Here is an 18,509-nt window from a genome sequence, read left to right as displayed (position 1 = left end):
GTCTTCAAGTCGAGGATCGACGCCGCGGCCACCATCACGACGCCGGCCAGCACACTGGAGGGCAGGAACGCCGTCACCCCGGGCGCCACGATCATGAACAGCGCCACAAGGTCGGCGCCAACGGCTCCGCTCAGGGGGCTCTTGGCTCCGGCTGCGAGGGCGATCGGGGTCCGCGAGGCGCTGCCGGAAATCGGAAAGCCGCCAAAGAGGCCGCTGGCCACGTTCGCCACGCCGAGGGCACCCATTTCCTGGTTCCCATCGACCTGGACTCCGCTCCGCGCGGCGAAGCTCTTCGACAGGACCGACGTATCGGCGAAGGCGATCAGGGCGATGCCGGCCGCCGGGCCGAGCAAGGCAATGACGTCTTCCAGGCTGATCCCGCCGAGGGCGGGGGACGGCAGGCCGCGGGGCAGGGAACCCACGGTGGGGAGCGCCGTCGTCAGGTCCAGCGCCGCTGTCAGCGCCGTGGCTGCGACGACGGCGATCAGGACGCCGGGCAGCTTCCACGGCAGGAAGCTTCACCCGACGATCACGGCGATGGTGCCGGCGCCGAACAGCAAAGCGAGCGGATTGATGGCGCCCTGGGCCACCGCCTGGGCTGTGCCGGCAGCGGTGCCGGCCAGTGAGCCGCCGGTACCCGTGATGCCGAGCAGCTTGGGCAGCTGGCTCAGCATGATGACCAGGGCGATTCCGTTGAGGTAGCCAACCCGGATGGGTTTGGACAGCAGCCCGGTCACGAAACCCAGTTTGAAGACCCTGCCGGCCAGCAGCAGCCCGCCGATCATGAGTGCCAGCACGCCGGCCAGGGCCACGGCGTGATCCGGTTCCGTGGCGGCCAGGGGCAGGATGGCGGCCGCGATCATGGGGGCCAGGCTTGAGTCCGGACYGATGATCAGGACCCGGGAGGGTCCGAACACGGCATAGGCGAGCAGGGGGATGATCGAGGCGTAAAGTCCCGTGACGGCCGGAAGCCCGGCCGCCTCGGCATATGCCATGCCGGCCGGAATGAGGAACGCGCTGAGGGCTGCGCCGGCGGCCAGGTCGGATTTCAGCCAGGGACGCTCATAGTCCCGCACCATTGCGAGGCCCGGCGGGAGTTTCAGTGCCCGGGCGCCTCTCACGGTGGACCCGGGCTACGCGGCAGGGTACGCGGAGCCGTTGGCCAGCGGAGCGTCCTGGCCGTACTCCGCCGAAATGAGGATCGGGAGGTGGTCCGATGCCCCGCGCGGAAGGGTTTCGACACTCTCGATGTTGAGGCCCTGGGACGTGGCGAAGTCAAAGTGGCCCTTGAACACCTTGTACCGCGTGTAGGTCCGCCGGTCGCTGAGCGTCAGGTCGTAGCCGGCGTCCTTCATCTGTTCGGTGAGGTTCTTGGTGAAGAACGGATAGTTGAAGTCGCCCACCATCAGCGACATCAGGCCGCCGCCCATGCTCAGCAGCTCCGCGTGCGCGGCGTGGATCTGGTTCCGCCGCAGCGAGTTCGACGCCGTCAGCGGGGCCGCGTGGAACGAAGCGATCACGAGGTCGTGGTCCGTCTCATTGTCGACCACCCGCGTCCCGATGAGCCGCTCGTGGGCGGGGGACAGGACGCGGTCATGCAGTGACTTCTTCAGGGCGAATGCCTTGGTTTCGTAGGCCCTGAACCGGTCCATGCGGTAGTAGATCGCCAGGCCCAGGCGGTTGCCCTTGGTGGAGTCGGCGAGGTGCAGATCACCAATGGTGTCCGGCAGGTCGTTGGTGTCGCACTCCTGCAGACACAAGGCATCAATCTCAAAATCGCGGGCCAGATCAACCAGCTCACCGCTGGCATGGTGCTTACGCAGGTTGTAGCTGATGACTCGAATCAGGGGAACACCTCTTCGGTGGATAGTCGCGGACAGTCTGGTTCCGAGTCTACCCAGTCCCGTGAATCGCGTGGCAACGTGGGAACGGGGGACCCGGGGTCAGACCTGCGCCGCGGCATCAAGGAGCTGCCCGGTGGTTGAGCCGGGGAAGCCCCGCGCGTGCGGGCCTCGCGGCTGCCGGACCTATGCCGGCCAGAGGCGGGCTATAGCGGGAGCTATGAAGCGATAGTGTGTTCAGGGATTACCAGCCACGCGAAAGGGCAGACATTGACGACTGCTGAACTACCGGAGCTTGCCGAAGGCGATTTCTACTACGAGGTCTTGGGGGAGGGGCGCTTCCGCTCCACCATCCACGCCCAGGGCGCCTGGAACGAGCACGAGCAGCATATGGCGCCGGCGTCCGGCATACTGGCGGACTGCCTGGACCGGCACGAACCGCGGGACGACATGCGGATGGCGCGCCTGAGCTACGAGATCCTCGGGCTGATCCCCGGCGGCGAGTTCGAGGTCGTCACCACCACACTCCGCCCGGGCCGGACGATCGAGCTGGTGCAGGCCGAGCTGGTCGCCGGGGGGCGGGTCGCGATCCGTGCGACGGCCTGGCGGATGATCATGTCCGACACGACCGCCGTGGCCGCCTTCGAGGACCCGAGGATTCCCGCGCCGGCCGAATGCAAACCCTACGACGCCTCGACCATCTGGCCCGGCGGCTACATCGCTTCCCTGGAGATGCGGATTGCCGAGGGGCACCGCGCCGGGTCAGGGACCGTCTGGCTGCACACCGAACACCCGCTGACGGACGAGAAGGACAGCAGCGACCTGGCCCGGCTGATCGGCCTGGTGGACACCGCCAACGGGATCGCCGCCCGGGTTCCGCCGGGCAAGGGCAGCTACGCCTTCCCCAATCTGGACCTCCAGGTCCACATGTACCGGCGCCCCGAAGGTGACTGGCTGGGCCTGGACAACGAGGTCTCCTTCGGCACGGACGGGATCGGCCTGACCTCGACCGTGCTGCATGACCTCCAGGGCCCGTTCGGCCGCGCCGAGCAGATCCTGACGCTCCGGAAATCCTGATCGATCGTCCGGCCGCTTCAGGCCCTCCGGCTAGTGGAAGACCAGCCAGCCGACGACCGTGGCCAGGCCGGTCAGCACGGCGCCCCAGGCGATATCCGCCACCACGATGACGAGCGGCCAGTTCTTCAGGGTCGCCGCGTTCGTGAGGTCATAGGTCGCATAGGCGAAAGTGCCCAGCGCGGCGCCGTAGCCGAGCGCCGTGAACCAGCTGCCGCCGTCGAGCGCGGGCTGGAGGGCGAAGAAAACGATGCCTGCGATGTACAGGACGTAGAAGGCGACGGCGTACCCTAGATTGGGCTTGTCCGCCATGAGGTGCCCCAGATGGTTCCGGTAGAACTTGCTCATTGACTTGAGCCAGACGGAATCGATGACGGCGAACGCGGCGGCTACGACGAGGAACTGCAAGATGACCATAAGGGAGCATAACAACATGCCGGAGGCCGCGGTGGCACCACGGACGCTGACGATATTCCGGCAGGAGGATTCCCTGGGCGCCGCCGCAGACCTGGACCTCGCCCTCGAGCTGCTGCGGAAGGTCAAGACCGGCGAGGTGGGTCCCATGCTCCGGCTCTACCGGCCGGCACCCACCGTGGCCTTCGGGCAGCGGGACACACACCTGCCGGGCTTCGACGCCGCGGCGCAGGCCTGCCGCGACCTCGGCTTCGAGCCGCTGGTCCGCAAGGCCGGGGGCCGTGCCGCCGCGTACCACCAGGGGACCCTCGTGATCGATCACCTGGAACCGGACACCGACGCGATCGCCGGTGCCAAGGGACGGTTCTCCTTCTTCGGCGAACTGCTGGCCCACGCCCTGCGCAGCGCCGGCGTCGACGCCGCGGTGGGGGAGATCCCCGGCGAGTACTGCCCCGGCGAATTCAGTGTCCACGGCCAGGATCCGGAGTTTCCGCAGCACCAGCTCAAGCTGATCGGCACGGCCCAGCGGGTGGTGGCCGGCGGCTGGCTGTTCAGCTCGGTGATCGTGGTGGAGAACTCGGCCCCGATCCGCGCGGTGCTGGAGGCGAGCTACGCGGCCCTGGGCCTGGATTGGGATCCGACCACGGCCGGCGCCGTCAACGATCTTGTCCCGCACCTCGGCGTCGACGCCATCGAGGCGGCCGTGATCGACACCTACTCCCGCTACGCCGCCCTGGACTACGGCGACTTCGGCAGCCTGCTGGGCTGAGAGGGTCGCAGGCATGCAGAAGGCCGGGCACCACTGGTACCCGGCCTCCTCCACGCCTGCGGCTGGAGCCTAGTGCCCGCGGGCGATCCATTCCTCGAGCTGCGGCGCCTCGGCACCGACCGTCGTCGGGTCGCCGTGACCGGTCCGCACCACCGTGTCCACCGGGAGCGTCAGCAGCCGGCCCTTGATGGACTCGATGATGGTCGGGAAGTCGCTGAACGACCGGCCGGTGGCGCCCGGACCGCCCTGGAACAGCGTGTCGCCGGTGAAGACGGTGCCTTCGCTGGCCAGGTAGAAGCTCACGGATCCCGGGGAGTGACCCGGGGTGTGCAGCGCGACGAGCCGGGCACCGGCGACGTCGAACGTGTCCCCGTCCGCGATCGCGTGGTCCGGTTCGGTGCCCGGGAACACGCGCTCCCACAGCATCCAGTCCTCGCGGTTGAGGTACACCGGTGCGTTGACGCGCCCGCGGAAAGCGCCCACGGCGGCGATGTGGTCATCGTGACCGTGGGTCAGCAGGATCGCGGTGACCTTCCGGCCCGCGACGGCAGCCGCGATGGCGTCGGCGTCGTGCGCCGGGTCAATCACGATGCATTCCGCGTCGTTGCCCACGATCCAGACGTTGTTGTCTACGTCCCAGGTGCCGCCGTCGAGCGAGAAGGTGCCCGAGGTGACCAGCCGGTCGATCCGGAGCCCGTCCACGGGGCCGCCGCTCACAGTTCCACCACGGAACGCAGCACCGAGCCGGAGTGCATCTTGTCGAAGGCTTCCTCGATCTGGTCGATCGTGATCCGCTCCGTGACGAACGCGTCCAGGTCCAGTTTGCCCTGCCGGTACAGGTCGATCAGCATGGGGAAGTCGCGCGAAGGCAGGCAGTCGCCGTACCAGGAGGACTTGAGCGAGCCGCCGCGGCCGAAGACGTCCAGCAGCGGCAGGTCCAGGGTCATTTCGGGGCTCGGGACGCCCACCAGGACCACGGTGCCGGCGAGGTCGCGGGCGTAGAAGGCCTGCTTGTACGTCTCGGGGCGGCCGACGGCGTCGATCACCACATCGGCGCCGAAGCCGCCGGTCAGTTCGCGGATCGCCTCCACCGGGTCGACGGCGGAGGAGTCAACGGTGTGGGTGGCGCCGAGGTCCTTGGCGCGGCTGAGCTTCTTCGGGTCGATGTCGACGGCGATCACGGTGGTGGCGCCGGCGAGCGCGGCGCCGGCGACGGCTGCCACGCCCACGCCGCCGCAGCCGATGACGGCGACGGAATCGCCGCGCTTGACGTTTCCGGTGTTGATGGCGGCGCCGATGCCTGCCATCACGCCGCAGCCGAGCAGGCCGATCGCGGCGGGGTCAGCCTCGGGGTCAACCTTGGTGCACTGCCCGGCGGCGACCAGGGTCTTCTCGGCGAAGGCGCCGATGCCGAGGGCCGCGGAGAGTTCGGTGCCGTCCTCGAGCGTCATCTTCTGGGTGGCGTTGTGCGTATTGAAGCAGTACTGCGGCTGGCCCTTGGCGCAGGCACGGCATTCGCCGCAGACGGCACGCCAGTTGAGCACCACGCGGTCGCCGGGGGCCACCTCGGTGACGTCCGGACCCACGGCGCTGACGACGCCGGTGGCCTCGTGGCCGAGCAGGAACGGGAAGTCATCGTTGATGGCGCCCTGCTTGTAGTGCAGGTCGGTGTGGCAGACGCCGCAGGTGAGGATGTCCACCAGGGCCTCGCCGGGTCCGGGATCCGGGACCAGGATGGTCTCCAGGGTGACGGGGGCTCCCTTGGAGCGGGCTACGACGCCTTTGACTTTATGGACCATGGAAATAGCTCCTCTGCTCAGATCGCGGTTCCCACCGCAGGACTCTTTGTCGTGCGGCTTCTGCCGCACACAACTTTGCCGCACAACGAAGTCCGGCGCGGCCCCCAAAGGAGGCCGCGCCGTCGTCGTCATCGGTTCATAAAGGGGCCTTAGGCCGCGAGGCGGCTCTTGACCTCTGCCGCGGAGGGGTTGGTGGCCGCGGTGCCATCCGGGAACAGCACGGTGGGGACGGTGCGGTTGCCGCCGTTGAGCTTCTCCACGAGATCCGCGGTGCCTTCAACTTCTTCGATGTTAATCTCGGTGTACCCGATGCCCTGGGCGTCCAGCTGCTTCTTCAGGCGGTTGCAGTAGCCGCACCAAGTGGTCGAAAACATGGTGATGGTGCCGGATTCGGGGGTGAAGTCCACGAAGTTCTCCTTCAAACTGGTTGACGGCGCGCGGTGGCAGCGCCAGTTGCGACAAAAAGTCGTACGTTACTCCCAATAACCGTAACCCGCGGGCCGCTATTCCCGCACAGTGCGGCGCCGGTGCTACGTCGCGGTCGGGCGCGAAGTCGCCGGAAAGCTGCGGAGTCGCCGGAACGTTTCGGCGACCTCGCATGGTTCCGGCGACTTCGGTGGGCTCAGCCGGGTCGCCTGTGGCGCGCGGATGACACAGCATGGGTGCGGTGGCATGCTGGTGCCATGTGTGGACGCTACGTGATGGCCCGGGCCGTCGGGGACCTGCTGGCCGAGTTCGACGCCGGGCTGGAGGAGGAGGTCGCGATTCCGCCGTCGTGGAATGTGGCCCCGACCGCGGATGTGCCCATCCTGCTGGAACGGCTGGTCGACGGGCAACCGGTCCGGCAGCTGCACATCGCGCGCTGGGGACTGGTGCCGTCCTGGGCCAAGGACCCGGGAATTGGCTCGAAGATGATCAACGCCCGCAGTGAGAGCGTGCTGGAGAAGCCGGCGTTCCGGAAGGCCACCCGCGCCCGGCGCTGCGCCGTCCCAGCCGACGGCTACTACGAATGGAAGGGCGAGGGCCGCGGCAAGCAGCCGTATTACGTGCACCCCAGGGACGGCCACCCGATAGTCTTCGCCGGGCTCTACGAATGGTGGAAGGACCCGTCGAAAGCCGAGGACGACCCGGCGCGCTGGCTGCTCTCGACGTCGATCATGACCACCGATTCGCCGCCGGAAGGCTACGCCGGTGGAATGCTGGCCGAACTCACGGCCCTGCATGACCGGGTGCCGCTGCCGATGGACCGGGAAACGATGCAGTCGTGGCTGGACCCCCAGGCCGATGACGCCGCCGAACTCGTGGACCTCGTCCGGGCCGGCGCACACGATGTCGCGGAGGGCTGGACGATCGACGCCGTCGGCACCGCCGTCGGGAACGTCAGGAACGACTCCCCGGAACTCATCCAGCCGGTGGGAAGCCTGTTCTAGCCGCGCCGGCGCGGGGGTAGTCCCGACGGGTCAGTCTTGGGTGCCCAACTTTTCTTCCTCGTAGGACCTCAAGCCGTGCTTCACGCCAAGACGAATGATCCAGTACAGCAGCGTCGCAATGAGAATGGTTGGTATGGCGAATACGGCCACAGAAATGAGTATCGACAACATGTTTTCCCCCCAGTGAGAATCTCTCAGTGGTTAGCTTCTCACGCCGAACGGACCTGGCGTCCAAGGTCCACGCACGACGATCGCTGATGCTGACACGGAACTTGGGAGCGGGCGGATGGCTTGGGGGCAAAGCGGTGGCGAGCTGCGGAGCACACTCCTGCTTCGCAACTCGCCGCACACCGGCTCGATTAGCGTGCCGCCGTGTACTCCCAGCCACGTTAGCGACGCCGGTGAACACCTCAATAGGGCCATAGTGCCCTTGGCGAGTGGGCGGCGGCCTCACTCGCCCCGAACCAGTCAGGGGAATAAGCAGGATGCCCGCTTTGATCCGCCGCTGCTGGAGCGCAGTCTCGGTGTCGCTTCCCTAGGTCTCCGGATGGTCCGCCACGTCGCCGCGCCCTGTCCGTGCGGCTAGCCGCCGTCGCGAATGACGTATCCGAATAGCCGCAGGAGCTCATTCCCGGCCTCAAAGGCAGCTGGCGACTCTGTATCGAGGCTGAGGAAGCCATGGACGAGTCCACCATGAGGCACATGGTGGACCTCAGTTCCGGCGGCAATCAGCCTCCGGGCCAGGGCCTCGCCCTCGTCGCGAAGCGGATCGTGCTCCGCCGTAGCTATGACAGTCGCGGGCAGGCCGCTGAATCTGACGTGCAGTGGGCTCAATGACTCGAGTTGTTCGGCGTCCAAGCCCGGTACCCATTGCCTCAGCGACCACGCCAGCGCTTCTGCGTCCAGCCCCCATCCCAGCCCCTTCTGCTGCACGCTTGGCTGCGACAGCGTCAGATCGGCGTTGGGACAAACCAGCAGGAGCCCGCTGAGGCGGGCGCCCTCCGCGACCAGCCGCTGTGCCGCCAGCAAGGCGATCAGGCCTCCTGCGCTGTCGCCGGCCAGGGACGGAGAACCGCTGATTGGTCCAAGGACCGACGGTGGCTGGAGAGCCCACCTCAATACGGCGACGACGTCGTCAATCGCCGCCGGCGCCGGGTGCTCGGGCGCTCGCCGATAGTCGACCGCAAGCACCGAGGCGTTGGCTTCCACGGCCAGCCGGCGGCACGTCCGGTCGTGGGACTCGAGGTCCCCGACGATGAACGCCCCGCCATGGACGTAGACGATGAGCGGCAGTGGCTGCCCGCTGGGTCGGTAGAAGCGCAGTTGAACCGGGCTGTCGCCGGGCGTGGCAAGGTCGACTACTTGGGGCAGGCTTGGCCCTGCAGGCCTGGCGCGTGCGGCGCGCAGCTTGTTCACGTCCAGGGGCGGGGCGTCTGCTGGTTGTGAGCGGATGCCGGATATCCACCTGGCAAGCCCGTCATCGGCGAGTGTCTCGTTCACTTGTCGTCAGAGCGTGACTTTACCGCCGCCGTCGACCGCCCAGCTGGGATTGAAGGCGACCTCCCAGCGGTAGCCGTCGGGGTCGGCGAAGTAACCGGTGTAGCCGCCCCAGGGCTGGGTTCTCGGCTCGGCGATGATGGCAGCTCCGGCGGACTCGGCCTCTGCCATCACCCAGTCGACTTCCGCCGCGCTGCCCAGGTTGTGGCTCAGGGTGATGGTGGGAACCCCGGCCGGGGAATCAACGGCCGCTTCGGCCTGCATCCGCCCGGCGTCCCAGAGCGAGAGGACGAGGCCGTGATTGGCCTGGATGAACAGGACCTCGCCCCGGACTTCCCGGTGGACGGGCCAGCCCAGGCCATCTACATAGAAACTGCGGGAGGCGTCAACACTGCGGACACCCAGTGAGATTAAATCGACTCGTGGCTGCATCATTCGATACTGTCATGCACATGTCCACAAATCACCAAGACGAAAAAGCTGCCAAGGCCGACCGGGAGCAGCTCGCCGCCGTGCGGGTGGCCGTGGACGAGGTGGACGAGCAGATCGTGTCGCTGATCGGCCGCCGCGAGCGCCTGATCCGGATCGCCGGAACCCTCAAGGCTGACAGCGCCGAGGTGCGGGCCCCCGGGCGCGTGGAGCGGGTTATCGAACACGTCCGCGCCACGGCGGAAAATAAGGATATCGACGTCGAMCTYGTYGAGAAGACSTACCGGGCRATGATCGACGCGTTCATCACGCTCGAGCTGGAAGTCTACAAAGCCAGCTCCTAGGGCGAGGGGCCTAGAGGGCCTCCTCCACCGGAACGTTCGCCTGGTAGTCGCGGCCGTCGCAGTCGCTGAAGGCCGTCATGAGGTGCCCCTTGGCCAGGCCCATGATGGTGCTCAGCGGAAAGTGCCCGGTAATGGTGTTGCCGGAGTGCTCAACTCCCTTGAGGTCAAAGTTCTCCTCCGTGCCGTCATGACTGAAGCAATAGAAGGACACAGCTTCCCCGTTCATGAACTCGATCCCCATGCGTCGCTGGTGGGAATGATCGGGAGTCGCCGCTAACAGCCCCACCACGTAGGCGCCCTGGCCGGGGATGTTTCCGTCTATATCGAACTTCGCCACCAAGGACGTGTCCTCGGCGGCGATGCTTACCTGCTTCAGAAGTGCGTTATGGGAGCTCATGGATCAATCCTGCTACCTGTGCCTGCGTCCGTCCACCCCTGATCTAGGTTTTCCCCCGGCGCCGTCGTAGACTGGAATTGTTCGAAGATATGTTCGAATAGTTGCTGGCTGTTTGGCCAGATGGTTCTTACAGATGGCGCGGTCCGGGAGGCACGATGGGCATGTTCAGCGAGTCGGTGGACGTCGTCTGCACACCCTCCGGCCAGCCCCTGAAGCTGGACTGGGCAGGCCGGCACTACACCGTCTGCGCCGAACCGGTCCGCTGGTTTGAGCGCCGCCAATGGTGGGCGGAAGAGCAGCGGGCGCCGCTGGGCAGCGGCCCGGGACTCGTGGACCACGAAATCTGGCGGGTTCAGGTGCGCCGGGCAGATTCCCCCGACCCGGAAAGCCTCACACTTGACCTCACCCGGCATGTCGGCAGCGGACGCTGGCGCCTGCTGAGGATCCATGACGCCCTGCTTCACCGGAAACCCGAATCGGCATGAGCTTCACCCATCTCCATGTCTCCACCGCCTTCAGCGCCCACTACGGGGTCTCCTGGCCGGATGAGCTGGCGGTAGCCGCCGCCGCAGACGGGGCGACGGCGCTCGCCTGCACAGACCGCGACGGCCTCTACGGGACGGTCAAGCACCTGAAGGCCTGCATGGCGGCCGGGCTGGATCCGATCGTCGGAGTGGACCTTGCGGTCTTTGACGACGACGGCGACCTCCGCACCCAGGTGGGAGGACGCGTCGTCGTGCTGGCCCATGGGCATAACGACGGCGCTGGCTACCGTGCGCTGTGCCGGCTGATCTCCGATGCCCATGCCCGCACCACTGGAAAGGCCGGGGGAGCGGTGCCCGTCGCCGTGACCCGGGCAGAGCTGGCCTCCCGTACCCTGCACCCGGAAACGCTCAAGCCGGTGCTGACCGTGCTGATCGGGCCGGACTCCGACGTCGGACGCGCCATGGGAGGGAGGCGCTACCTGCGCCCCCGCACCCTGTTCAAACGCTGGCTCGACGCCATGCCGGCCGGAACCATTGCCGCCGAGGTGGTCAGCCAGCTCAGCCCGCCCGGGGAACCGCTCAGCACCGCCCACGCGGTACGGATGCTCAAACTCGCCGCCGAACACGGGGTGCCAGCCATGCTGAGCAACGCCGTGCGTTACGTGGCAGAGGACGGCGCGGCCACCGCGGATGTGCTGGACTCCGCCCGCACACTGAAATCGCTGCCCGAACTTTCCGCTGCCCCGCTGCTGCAGCCCAACGGGCAGGGCTGGCTCAAATCCGCGGACCGGATGCTCCAGCTCGGCAAGGAGATCATGCACGCCGCCGGATACGGTGCCGCCGACCTCAAGAGCCTGATGGCGCAGACCGAGGCGCTCGCGGACCGTTGCCGGATGGATCCGGTGACGGACATGGGGTGGAAACAGCCGGTGGTGCCGGAAGCCTCGGTGATCGGGATCGCCGGGGACGCCCTCCTCGAGCTCACCCAGCGGTGCGAAGCAGGCATCAGCAGGCGTTTCCCCGGGATCGCCGGCAAACCCGCCGGGGAGCTGCGCTCGCGGCTGGAACACGAGCTGCGGATCATCGACAGCCTCGGCTTCGCCGCGTACTTCCTGACCGTTGCCGAAGTCTCCCGGATGATCCTGGACATGGGAGTCCGGGCGGCCGCCCGCGGCTCGGGGGCATCCAGCCTGGTCAACTACCTGATCGACGTCAGCCAGGTGAACCCGCTGCAGCACGACCTGATCTTCGAACGCTTCCTCTCCCGGGACCGTGCCACCCTGCCGGACATCGACATCGACGTCGAAAGCGCCGAACGGCACAACGTGTACCGCAAGATTTTTGAGCGCTTCGGCTCCGAGCGCGTCACCTTGATGAGCATGCAGAACGGCTACCGCGCCCGCGGTGCCGTGCGCGACGCCGGCCTGGCCCTGGGCATGGAGGAGGGCGAGATCGGGGACATCGCCAAGCAGCTGTGGCGTTTCTCGGCCCGGAACTTCCGCGAAGCCCTCGAGGAGAAGCCCGAGCTGAAGGAATTTGCCATCCGGGTGGGGCAGCGCGACTTCAGCGGGAACCAGCAGCTGGACCTGCTGGTGGACCTCACCGAACGGCTGGACCGGCTGCCGCGCCATATCTCCATGCACCCCTGCGGGGTCATCCTGGGGGACGCCACCCTGCTGGACCGCACGCCCGTGCAGCCCAGCGGACTCGGCCTGCCCATGAGCCAGTTCGACAAGCACGACATGGACCCGATGGGCATGCTCAAACTCGACGTCCTGGGGGTCCGGATGCAAAGCGCCATGGCCTTCGCCGTCCGCGAGGTCATCCGCCTGCATCCCTCCAAAGCCGAAGTGGTGGCCGCCGGGGCGCACCCGGCGGGGCCGGACGGGACGGGTCCGGACTACATCGCCGAGGACGGCAGCATCGACCTCAACGCCGTGCCGCTCGACGACGAACCCACCTACGAGCTGATCCGCAGCACCCACACCCTGGGCTGCTTCCAGATCGAATCCCCGGGCCAGCGGGAGCTGATCGGCAAACTCGCCCCCCGGGAGTTCAACGACCTCATTATCGACATCTCCCTGTTCCGGCCGGGCCCGATGAAATCGGACATGGTCCGGCCCTTCCTGGAGCACCGGCACGGCTTCGCCCCCGAGGTCTACCCGCACCCGGACCTCAAGCCGGTCCTCCAGGAGACGCACGGGGTCACCGTTTTCCATGAGCAAATCCTGAAGACCTTCGACGTCATGACCGAATGCGGGCTGGCGCGTGCGGACGAATTCCGGCGCGCCCTCGGCAACGAGGTCCTGGAATACAGGGTGGAGGAGTTCTTCCGGAAGGAGGCCCGGGCCCGGGGGTACAGCCCCGAGGTGGTGGACAAGGTCTGGGGCACCCTCAAGGCCTTCAGCAGCTTCGGGTTCTGCAAAGCCCACGGCGCCGCCTTTGCCGTGCCCACCTACCAGTCGGCCTGGCTCAAGACCCACCATCCGGAGGCGTTCCTCGCCGGGCTGTGGGAACACGATCCGGGCATGTACCCCAAGCGGCTCCTGGTGGCAGAGGCGCGGCGGCTGGGAATCCCCATCCTGCCCCTGGACATCAACCGCAGCCAGGCCGAGTACAGGGTAGAGCGGGTGGCCGCCGGCCCGGACCGCGGAAAGCTGGGCATCAGGCTGAGCCTGAACGGCATCTACGGACTCTCGGGAACCGAGCTGAAGCGGATCGTGGCCGGTCAGCCCTACGACTCGCTCGCGGACCTGCGGGCCAGGTCCCGGCTGAGCAAACCCAGCATCCAGCGGCTGGCCCAGCTGGGCGCCTTCGATTCCCTCCACCGCGCCTCCGGCGGGACCGCCAACCGCGCCGACCTGGTCCAGCACTTGCAGACACTGCAAAGCCGGCCACACCGGAAGGGTGTGGACGTGATCGAAGGGCAGCTCGCACTGCCGCTGGGCGACGTCGAACTGAAAAACCTCAAGGCCCTGCTGCCCGCCCCCACCCTGGTGGATACCGTCCGGGCCGAGCTGGACCTGATGGCCGTTGACGTCAGCGACCACCTGATGGCCAGCCACCGGCCGCTCCTGGACCGCCTCGGCGTCACCACCGCGGACAAGCTGCTGGGACTGCGCAACGGCACCGAGGTGCTGGTCGCCGGAGTCCGCGTCGCCACACAGACCCCTCCCATGCGGGGCGGCCGCCGGGTGGTATTTATCAGCATCGACGACGGCACGGGCTGCGTGGACTCGGTCTTCTTCCATGAGGCCCAGGAGCTGGCAGGTCCACTGTTGTTCGGCACCCGGCTGCTGCTAATCCGGGGAACCACCCGGCGGACCGGGCCGCGGGGCATCAGCATCAGCGCCAGCATGGCCTGGGACCTGAGCCGCACCGAGACCCTGCCCTTCCCGGTCCCGGCCTCCGGAATCCCGGACACCCGGGAACCCGAGCCACCGGGACCCCTTGACGGCATCACCCGCCACCTCGCAATTACCGGGCTGGGAGGCTGAGTGGCGCGTTGGTTGGCCTCTTCAGAAACCGATAGCATGGACGAGGCTGGCTGTGGTCCCCGTACGCCACAAGCTACGAAGCCTTAACTTTGAATAGGAGACACCCGTGTCAGATGCCCAGCAGATCACCCTTCTCGTCGATGGCGAAGAGACCAAGGTGACTACCGGGACCACCGGCGCGGAACTCTTTTTTGAGCGCCGCGACGTCGTAGTGGCCCGCGTCAACGGCGAGCTCAAGGACCTGGACCAGCCGCTGCCCGAGGACGCCACGGTCGAGGCCGTCACCATCGATTCCCCGGACGGACTCAACGTCCTGCGCCACTCCACGGCCCACGTCATGGCCCAGGCCGTGCAGCAGCTGCGCCCGGACGCCAAGCTTGGCATCGGGCCGTACATCACCGACGGCTTCTACTTCGATTTCGACGTCGAGGAGCCGTTTACCCCGGAAGACCTGAAGACCCTGGAAAAGATGATGCTCAAGATCATCAACCAGAACCAGAAGTTCGTCCGCCGCGTGGTGTCCGAGGACGAGGCCCGCGAGGCAATGAAGGACGAGCCGTACAAGCTCGAACTGCTCGGCAAGAAGAACGAGGCCGCCGACGCCGGTGAAGGCGTCAACGTCGAGGTCGGCGCCGGCGACATCGCCATCTACGACAACGTGGACCGCAAGAGCGGGGACAGTGTCTGGTGCGACCTGTGCCGCGGCCCCCACCTGCCCAACACCAAGCTCATCTCCAACGCCTTCGCCCTGACCAGGTCCTCGGCCGCCTACTGGCTGGGCAACCAGAACAACCAGCAGCTGCAGCGGATCTACGGCACCGCCTGGCCCACCAAGGACGCCCTCAAGGCCTACCAGGAGCGCATCGCCGAAGCCGAACGCCGCGACCACCGCAAACTCGGCGCGGAGCTGGACCTGTTCTCCTTCCCGGACGAGCTGGGCTCCGGCCTGCCGGTGTTCCACCCCAAGGGCGGCATCATCCGCAAGGCCATGGAGGACTACTCCCGCCAGCGCCACGTCGATGCCGGCTACGACTTCGTCTACACCCCGCACATCACCAAGGGCCACCTCTACGAGGTCTCCGGCCACCTGGACTGGTACAAGGAAGGCATGTTCCCGGCGATGCACATCGACGCGGAACTGAACGAGGACGGCACCGTGCGCAAGCCCGGGCAGGACTACTACCTGAAGCCGATGAACTGCCCGATGCACAACCTCATCTTCCGTTCCCGCGGCCGGTCCTACCGCGAACTGCCCCTGCGGCTGTTCGAATTCGGCTCCGTCTACCGCTACGAGAAGTCCGGCGTCGTGCACGGCCTCACCCGGGTGCGCGGCATGACCCAGGACGACGCCCACATCTACTGCACCCGCGAGCAGATGAAGGACGAGCTCACCGGCACCCTGAACTTCGTGCTGGGCCTGCTCAAGGACTACGGTCTGGACGACTTCTACCTGGAGCTCTCCACCAAGAACCCGGACAAGTTCGTCGGCGACGACGACGCCTGGGACGAAGCCACCCGCACCCTCGCCGAAGTGGCCGAAGCCTCCGGCCTGGAGCTCATTCCGGATCCGGGCGGAGCCGCGTTCTACGGCCCCAAAATCTCCGTCCAGGCCAAGGATGCCCTGGGCCGCACCTGGCAGATGTCCACCATCCAGCTGGACTTCAACCTGCCCGAGCGCTTCGAGCTCGAGTTCCAGGCTGCGGACGGCACCCGCCAGCGACCGGTCATGATCCACCGCGCCCTGTTCGGTTCGGTGGAACGCTTCATGGGTGTGCTGACCGAGCACTACGCCGGTGCCTTCCCGGCCTGGCTGGCCCCCGTGCAGGTGGTCGGCATCCCGGTGGCCGAGGCGTTCAACGACTACATGTTCGACGTCGTGGACCAGCTCAAGGCCGCGGGCATCCGTGCCGAGGTGGACATCTCCTCGGACCGTTTCCCGAAGAAGATCCGCACCGCCAGCAAGGACAAGATCCCGTTCGTGCTGATCGCCGGGGGCGACGACGCCGACGCCGGCGCCGTTTCCTTTCGCTTCCGTGACGGCAGCCAGGACAACGGCGTGCCGGTGGCCGAGGCCGTCCAGCGGATTGTTGACGCCGTCCGCAACCGGACCAGCTAGCGGGGGAGCAGCACGTGCAGGAAACCACAGGGGCCGCTCCGGAGTATCCGGGGGACGACGGCGTGACCGACGACTTTGGCCTGGCCGGGGTGCCGGACGCGTTCCAGCGCCTGTGGACTCCGCACCGGATGGCCTACATCAAGGGCGGGCAGCACCAGTTCAAGAACGTGGACGACTGCCCGTTCTGTGTGGCGCCTGAACGGGAGGACGACGATTCACTGATCGTCTACCGCGGGCGGACCAGCTACGTCGTGCTCAACCTCTTCCCGTACAACCCGGGCCACCTGCTGGTCTGCCCGTACCGGCACGTTCCCGACTACACGGACCTGACCGTGGAGGAGACCGCGGAGTTCGCCGAGCTGACGCAGACGGCCATGCGTGTGCTGCGCAAGGTCGCCAACCCCACCGGCTTCAACCTGGGCATGAACCAGGGCGTGACCGGCGGCGCGGGGATCGCCGGTCACCTGCACCAGCATGTGGTGCCGCGCTGGGGCGGGGACGGGAACTTCTTCCCGATCATCGCCCAGACCAAGGCCATCACGCAGACCCTGGGCGAGGTCCGCCAGCAGGTCGCGGAAGCCTGGCCGCAGGCCACCGCCGGGGYGACTGATGCTGAATAGGCACGCGCGCGGGTTCTTCACCGCGCTGTTCTCCCCGCTTGCCTGCTGGCTGCTCCGGATCGGGGTGTCCCCGGACGCCGTGACCATCGTCGGCACCCTCGGCGTCGTGGTCGGTGCGCTGGTGTTCTACCCGCTGGGCCAGCTCTGGTGGGGCACCCTCTTCATCACCGCCTTCATTTTTTCCGACGTTATCGACGGGATCATGGCGCGGATGCAGAAGGGCGGAGGCCGCTGGGGCAATTTCCTGGATTCCACCCTGGACCGCGTCGCCGACGGGGCGTTGTTCGCCGGCGTCGCGGTCTGGTTCTTCACCGGGGGCGACGACGCCGCAGTAGCGATTGCCGCCGTCGTCTGCCTTGTCCTGGGCATGGTGGTTTCGTACGCCCGCGCCAAGGCGGAGGCGCTGGGCTTCCAGGCCAACGTGGGCATCGCAGAGCGTGCCGAGCGGCTGGTGTCGGTCCTGGTGGTCACCGGTTTCACCGGCCTTGGCCTGCCCACGGTGGTGCTGTTCGGAACGTTGTGCCTGCTGGCCGCCGCAAGCCTGGTGACGGTCATCCAGCGGATCATCACAGTCCGCCGGCAGTCGCTCGAGGAGACCGAGGGGACCGCGACCGGACAGGCCGCCTGAGCGCGCGGCTTCGGCCTGTCCCGCGGGGTGTAACCGGAATTCAGCCGGGCGCGGCGGGGGACTAGTATTAGCACTACCGGCCAATGGATCCGGTAATCCGGTGTGTGCGACGCGGCATTTGTGTGCCGTCCGCGATCCGGCGAGGTCATCTATCTACCCATAGGGGTTTTTGTGTCTACACCTGATGTAAGCAGCGAAGCCGGCGCGTCCGCGAAGAGCGTTACGGGCAGCAACCGCGTCAAGCGCGGCATGGCGGAGATGCTCAAGGGCGGCGTCATCATGGACGTCGTCAACGTCGAGCAGGCCCGCATCGCTGAAGATGCCGGAGCCGTGGCAGTCATGGCGCTGGAACGCGTTCCCGCCGATATCCGCGCCCAGGGCGGCGTCTCCCGCATGWCCGATCCGGACATGATCGACGCGATCATCGCTGCCGTGTCCATCCCCGTTATGGCAAAGGTCCGGATCGGCCACTTCGTCGAAGCCCAGGTCATCCAGACCCTCGGCGTGGACTACATCGACGAGTCCGAGGTCCTGACCCCGGCCGACTACGCCCACCACATCGACAAGTGGAACTTCACCGTTCCCTTCGTCTGCGGCGCCACCAACCTCGGTGAGGCCCTGCGACGCATCAACGAGGGCGCGGCCATGATCCGCTCCAAGGGCGAGGCCGGTACCGGCGACGTCTCCAACGCCACCACCCACATGCGCCAGATCCGCGCCGAGATCAAGAAGCTCGCCGCCCTGCCCGAGGACGAGCTCTACGTCGCCGCCAAGGAACTGCAGGCCCCGTACGAACTGGTCAAGGAAGTGGCCTCCACCGGCAAGCTCCCCGTCGTGCTGTTCACCGCCGGCGGCATCGCCACCCCGGCCGACGCCGCGATGATGATGCAGCTCGGCGCCGACGGCGTGTTCGTCGGCTCCGGCATCTTCAAGTCCGGCAACCCGGCCCAGCGTGCCGCCGCCGTCGTGAAGGCCACCACCTTCTTCGACGACCCGGAAGAAGTCGCCAAGGCCTCCCGCGGCCTGGGCGAAGCCATGGTCGGCATCAACGTGGACGAGATCCCCGAGCCGCACCGCCTCGCCCAGCGCGGCTGGTAACTCGCGTTCCTCCGGCGCCTGACGGCGCGATCCTCTGCGTGCTATTCCCCGCGCCTCGTTGGCAGCTGAGC

18 protein-coding genes and 1 pseudogene are annotated in these 18,509 nt (G+C 67.2%); 10 read left to right on the top strand and 9 right to left on the bottom strand.

What is annotated here, in order from left to right:
• Window positions 1-5: 5 nt before the first annotated feature.
• Together AB4Y67_RS02685 and AB4Y67_RS02680 are read right to left on the bottom strand one after the other, a co-directional pair.
• A pseudogene (locus AB4Y67_RS02685) lies at window positions 6-995 on the bottom strand (SulP family inorganic anion transporter); the annotation flags it as partial.
• A 138-nt stretch (window positions 996-1,133) separates the two neighbouring features.
• Window positions 1,134-1,844, bottom strand: coding sequence for an endonuclease/exonuclease/phosphatase family protein (locus AB4Y67_RS02680; protein ID WP_441404331.1), 711 nt, complete (start codon window positions 1,842-1,844; stop codon window positions 1,134-1,136).
• A gap of 267 nt (window positions 1,845-2,111) precedes the next feature.
• Here AB4Y67_RS02680 and AB4Y67_RS02675 point away from each other — a divergent pair, with 267 nt between their 5' ends.
• The gene (locus tag AB4Y67_RS02675; RefSeq protein ID WP_441404254.1) at window positions 2,112-2,918 is read left to right on the top strand and encodes a thioesterase family protein; all 807 of its coding nucleotides are present in this window, start codon (window positions 2,112-2,114) and stop codon (window positions 2,916-2,918) included.
• A gap of 30 nt (window positions 2,919-2,948) precedes the next feature.
• Here AB4Y67_RS02675 and AB4Y67_RS02670 read toward each other — a convergent pair whose 3' ends face one another.
• On the bottom strand, window positions 2,949-3,332 hold the full coding sequence (locus AB4Y67_RS02670) for a DUF2177 family protein (RefSeq protein ID WP_441404253.1): 384 nt from the start codon (window positions 3,330-3,332) through the stop codon (window positions 2,949-2,951).
• Between AB4Y67_RS02670 and AB4Y67_RS02665 the strand changes: the two genes are divergently transcribed.
• Window positions 3,325-4,098: a lipoate--protein ligase family protein gene (locus tag AB4Y67_RS02665; RefSeq protein ID WP_441404252.1), complete on the top strand. Its 774-nt coding sequence runs from the start codon at window positions 3,325-3,327 to the stop codon at window positions 4,096-4,098. The two genes, AB4Y67_RS02670 and AB4Y67_RS02665, sit on opposite strands and share 8 nt — an antisense overlap.
• Before the next feature lie 69 nt (window positions 4,099-4,167).
• On the opposite strand, the gene AB4Y67_RS02660 is transcribed toward AB4Y67_RS02665, so the two are convergent.
• The 3 genes from AB4Y67_RS02660 to AB4Y67_RS02650 all read right to left on the bottom strand — a co-directional run bounded on the left by AB4Y67_RS02660 (window position 4,168) and on the right by AB4Y67_RS02650 (window position 6,304).
• Window positions 4,168-4,815 carry an MBL fold metallo-hydrolase gene (locus AB4Y67_RS02660; protein ID WP_441404251.1) on the bottom strand — a complete coding sequence of 216 codons (648 nt, stop codon included), beginning with the start codon at window positions 4,813-4,815 and terminating at the stop codon, window positions 4,168-4,170.
• Window positions 4,812-5,897, bottom strand: a complete 1,086-nt coding sequence (locus tag AB4Y67_RS02655) for an S-(hydroxymethyl)mycothiol dehydrogenase (RefSeq protein WP_441404250.1) — start codon at window positions 5,895-5,897, stop codon at window positions 4,812-4,814. The genes AB4Y67_RS02660 and AB4Y67_RS02655 overlap by 4 nt, the downstream gene beginning before the upstream one ends.
• Window positions 5,898-6,046: 149 nt before the next feature.
• Window positions 6,047-6,304, bottom strand: a complete 258-nt coding sequence (locus AB4Y67_RS02650; protein ID WP_024367105.1) for a mycoredoxin — start codon at window positions 6,302-6,304, stop codon at window positions 6,047-6,049.
• A 276-nt stretch (window positions 6,305-6,580) separates the two neighbouring features.
• Between AB4Y67_RS02650 and AB4Y67_RS02645 the strand changes: the two genes are divergently transcribed.
• Window positions 6,581-7,327 (top strand): SOS response-associated peptidase, encoded by a 747-nt coding sequence (locus AB4Y67_RS02645; RefSeq protein ID WP_441404249.1) that lies wholly within the window; start codon window positions 6,581-6,583, stop codon window positions 7,325-7,327.
• Between the two features lie 582 nt (window positions 7,328-7,909).
• Here the strand turns inward: AB4Y67_RS02645 and AB4Y67_RS02640 are convergent.
• Window positions 7,910-8,827, bottom strand: coding sequence for an alpha/beta hydrolase fold domain-containing protein (locus AB4Y67_RS02640; RefSeq protein ID WP_441404248.1), 918 nt, complete (start codon window positions 8,825-8,827; stop codon window positions 7,910-7,912).
• A gap of 6 nt (window positions 8,828-8,833) precedes the next feature.
• Entirely contained in the window at window positions 8,834-9,256 is a 423-nt protein-coding gene (locus AB4Y67_RS02635; RefSeq protein WP_441404330.1) for a VOC family protein, read from the bottom strand.
• Between the two features lie 14 nt (window positions 9,257-9,270).
• On the opposite strand from AB4Y67_RS02635, the gene AB4Y67_RS02630 reads away from it, so the two are divergent.
• Window positions 9,271-9,597 carry a chorismate mutase gene (locus tag AB4Y67_RS02630; protein ID WP_441404329.1) on the top strand — a complete coding sequence of 109 codons (327 nt, stop codon included), beginning with the start codon at window positions 9,271-9,273 and terminating at the stop codon, window positions 9,595-9,597.
• Between the two features lie 10 nt (window positions 9,598-9,607).
• Here the strand turns inward: AB4Y67_RS02630 and AB4Y67_RS02625 are convergent, their stop codons facing one another.
• Window positions 9,608-9,994, bottom strand: coding sequence for a hypothetical protein (locus AB4Y67_RS02625; RefSeq protein ID WP_441404247.1), 387 nt, complete (start codon window positions 9,992-9,994; stop codon window positions 9,608-9,610).
• Window positions 9,995-10,149: 155 nt separating this feature from the next.
• Between AB4Y67_RS02625 and AB4Y67_RS02620 the strand changes: the two genes are divergently transcribed.
• The 6 genes from AB4Y67_RS02620 to pdxS all read left to right on the top strand — a co-directional run bounded on the left by AB4Y67_RS02620 (window position 10,150) and on the right by pdxS (window position 18,438).
• Entirely contained in the window at window positions 10,150-10,479 is a 330-nt protein-coding gene (locus AB4Y67_RS02620; protein WP_441404246.1) for a DUF6504 family protein, read from the top strand.
• Window positions 10,476-13,976: a DNA polymerase III subunit alpha gene (locus AB4Y67_RS02615; protein WP_441404245.1), complete on the top strand. Its 3,501-nt coding sequence runs from the start codon at window positions 10,476-10,478 to the stop codon at window positions 13,974-13,976. The genes AB4Y67_RS02620 and AB4Y67_RS02615 overlap by 4 nt, the downstream gene beginning before the upstream one ends.
• A 106-nt stretch (window positions 13,977-14,082) precedes the next feature.
• Window positions 14,083-16,092: a threonine--tRNA ligase gene (gene thrS / locus AB4Y67_RS02610; protein ID WP_441404244.1), complete on the top strand. Its 2,010-nt coding sequence runs from the start codon at window positions 14,083-14,085 to the stop codon at window positions 16,090-16,092.
• 14 nt (window positions 16,093-16,106) lie between these two features.
• Window positions 16,107-16,712 carry an HIT family protein gene (locus tag AB4Y67_RS02605; RefSeq protein ID WP_441404243.1) on the top strand — a complete coding sequence of 202 codons (606 nt, stop codon included), beginning with the start codon at window positions 16,107-16,109 and terminating at the stop codon, window positions 16,710-16,712.
• Window positions 16,702-17,340, top strand: coding sequence for a phosphatidylinositol phosphate synthase (gene pgsA / locus AB4Y67_RS02600; protein ID WP_441404242.1), 639 nt, complete (start codon window positions 16,702-16,704; stop codon window positions 17,338-17,340). Before AB4Y67_RS02605 ends, pgsA begins: the two co-directional genes overlap by 11 nt.
• A 171-nt stretch (window positions 17,341-17,511) precedes the next feature.
• On the top strand, window positions 17,512-18,438 hold the full coding sequence (gene pdxS, locus AB4Y67_RS02595) for a pyridoxal 5'-phosphate synthase lyase subunit PdxS (protein WP_441404241.1): 927 nt from the start codon (window positions 17,512-17,514) through the stop codon (window positions 18,436-18,438).
• Window positions 18,439-18,509 lie beyond the last annotated feature (71 nt).

Source organism: Arthrobacter sp. YAF17, from assembly GCF_052113365.1.
GTDB lineage: Bacteria > Actinomycetota > Actinomycetes > Actinomycetales > Micrococcaceae > Arthrobacter.
The sequence above is the reverse complement of the archived record's forward strand: the minus strand, read 5'-3'. Positions and strand labels throughout refer to the sequence as shown.

What these genes read in the sequence shown, in the direction of transcription:
- AB4Y67_RS02665 (WP_441404252.1), top strand. Translation starts at nt 3,325, where the DNA reads ATGACCATAAGGGAGCATAACAACATGCCGGAGGCCGCGGTGGCACCA.
- AB4Y67_RS02670 (WP_441404253.1), bottom strand. Translation starts at nt 3,332, where the DNA reads ATGGTCATCTTGCAGTTCCTCGTCGTAGCCGCCGCGTTCGCCGTCATC.
- AB4Y67_RS02655 (WP_441404250.1), bottom strand. Translation starts at nt 5,897, where the DNA reads ATGGTCCATAAAGTCAAAGGCGTCGTAGCCCGCTCCAAGGGAGCCCCC.
- AB4Y67_RS02645 (WP_441404249.1), top strand. Translation starts at nt 6,581, where the DNA reads ATGTGTGGACGCTACGTGATGGCCCGGGCCGTCGGGGACCTGCTGGCC.
- AB4Y67_RS02635 (WP_441404330.1), bottom strand. Translation starts at nt 9,256, where the DNA reads ATGCAGCCACGAGTCGATTTAATCTCACTGGGTGTCCGCAGTGTTGAC.
- AB4Y67_RS02625 (WP_441404247.1), bottom strand. Translation starts at nt 9,994, where the DNA reads ATGAGCTCCCATAACGCACTTCTGAAGCAGGTAAGCATCGCCGCCGAG.
- AB4Y67_RS02620 (WP_441404246.1), top strand. Translation starts at nt 10,150, where the DNA reads ATGGGCATGTTCAGCGAGTCGGTGGACGTCGTCTGCACACCCTCCGGC.
- AB4Y67_RS02615 (WP_441404245.1), top strand. Translation starts at nt 10,476, where the DNA reads ATGAGCTTCACCCATCTCCATGTCTCCACCGCCTTCAGCGCCCACTAC.
- pgsA (WP_441404242.1), top strand. Translation starts at nt 16,702, where the DNA reads ATGCTGAATAGGCACGCGCGCGGGTTCTTCACCGCGCTGTTCTCCCCG.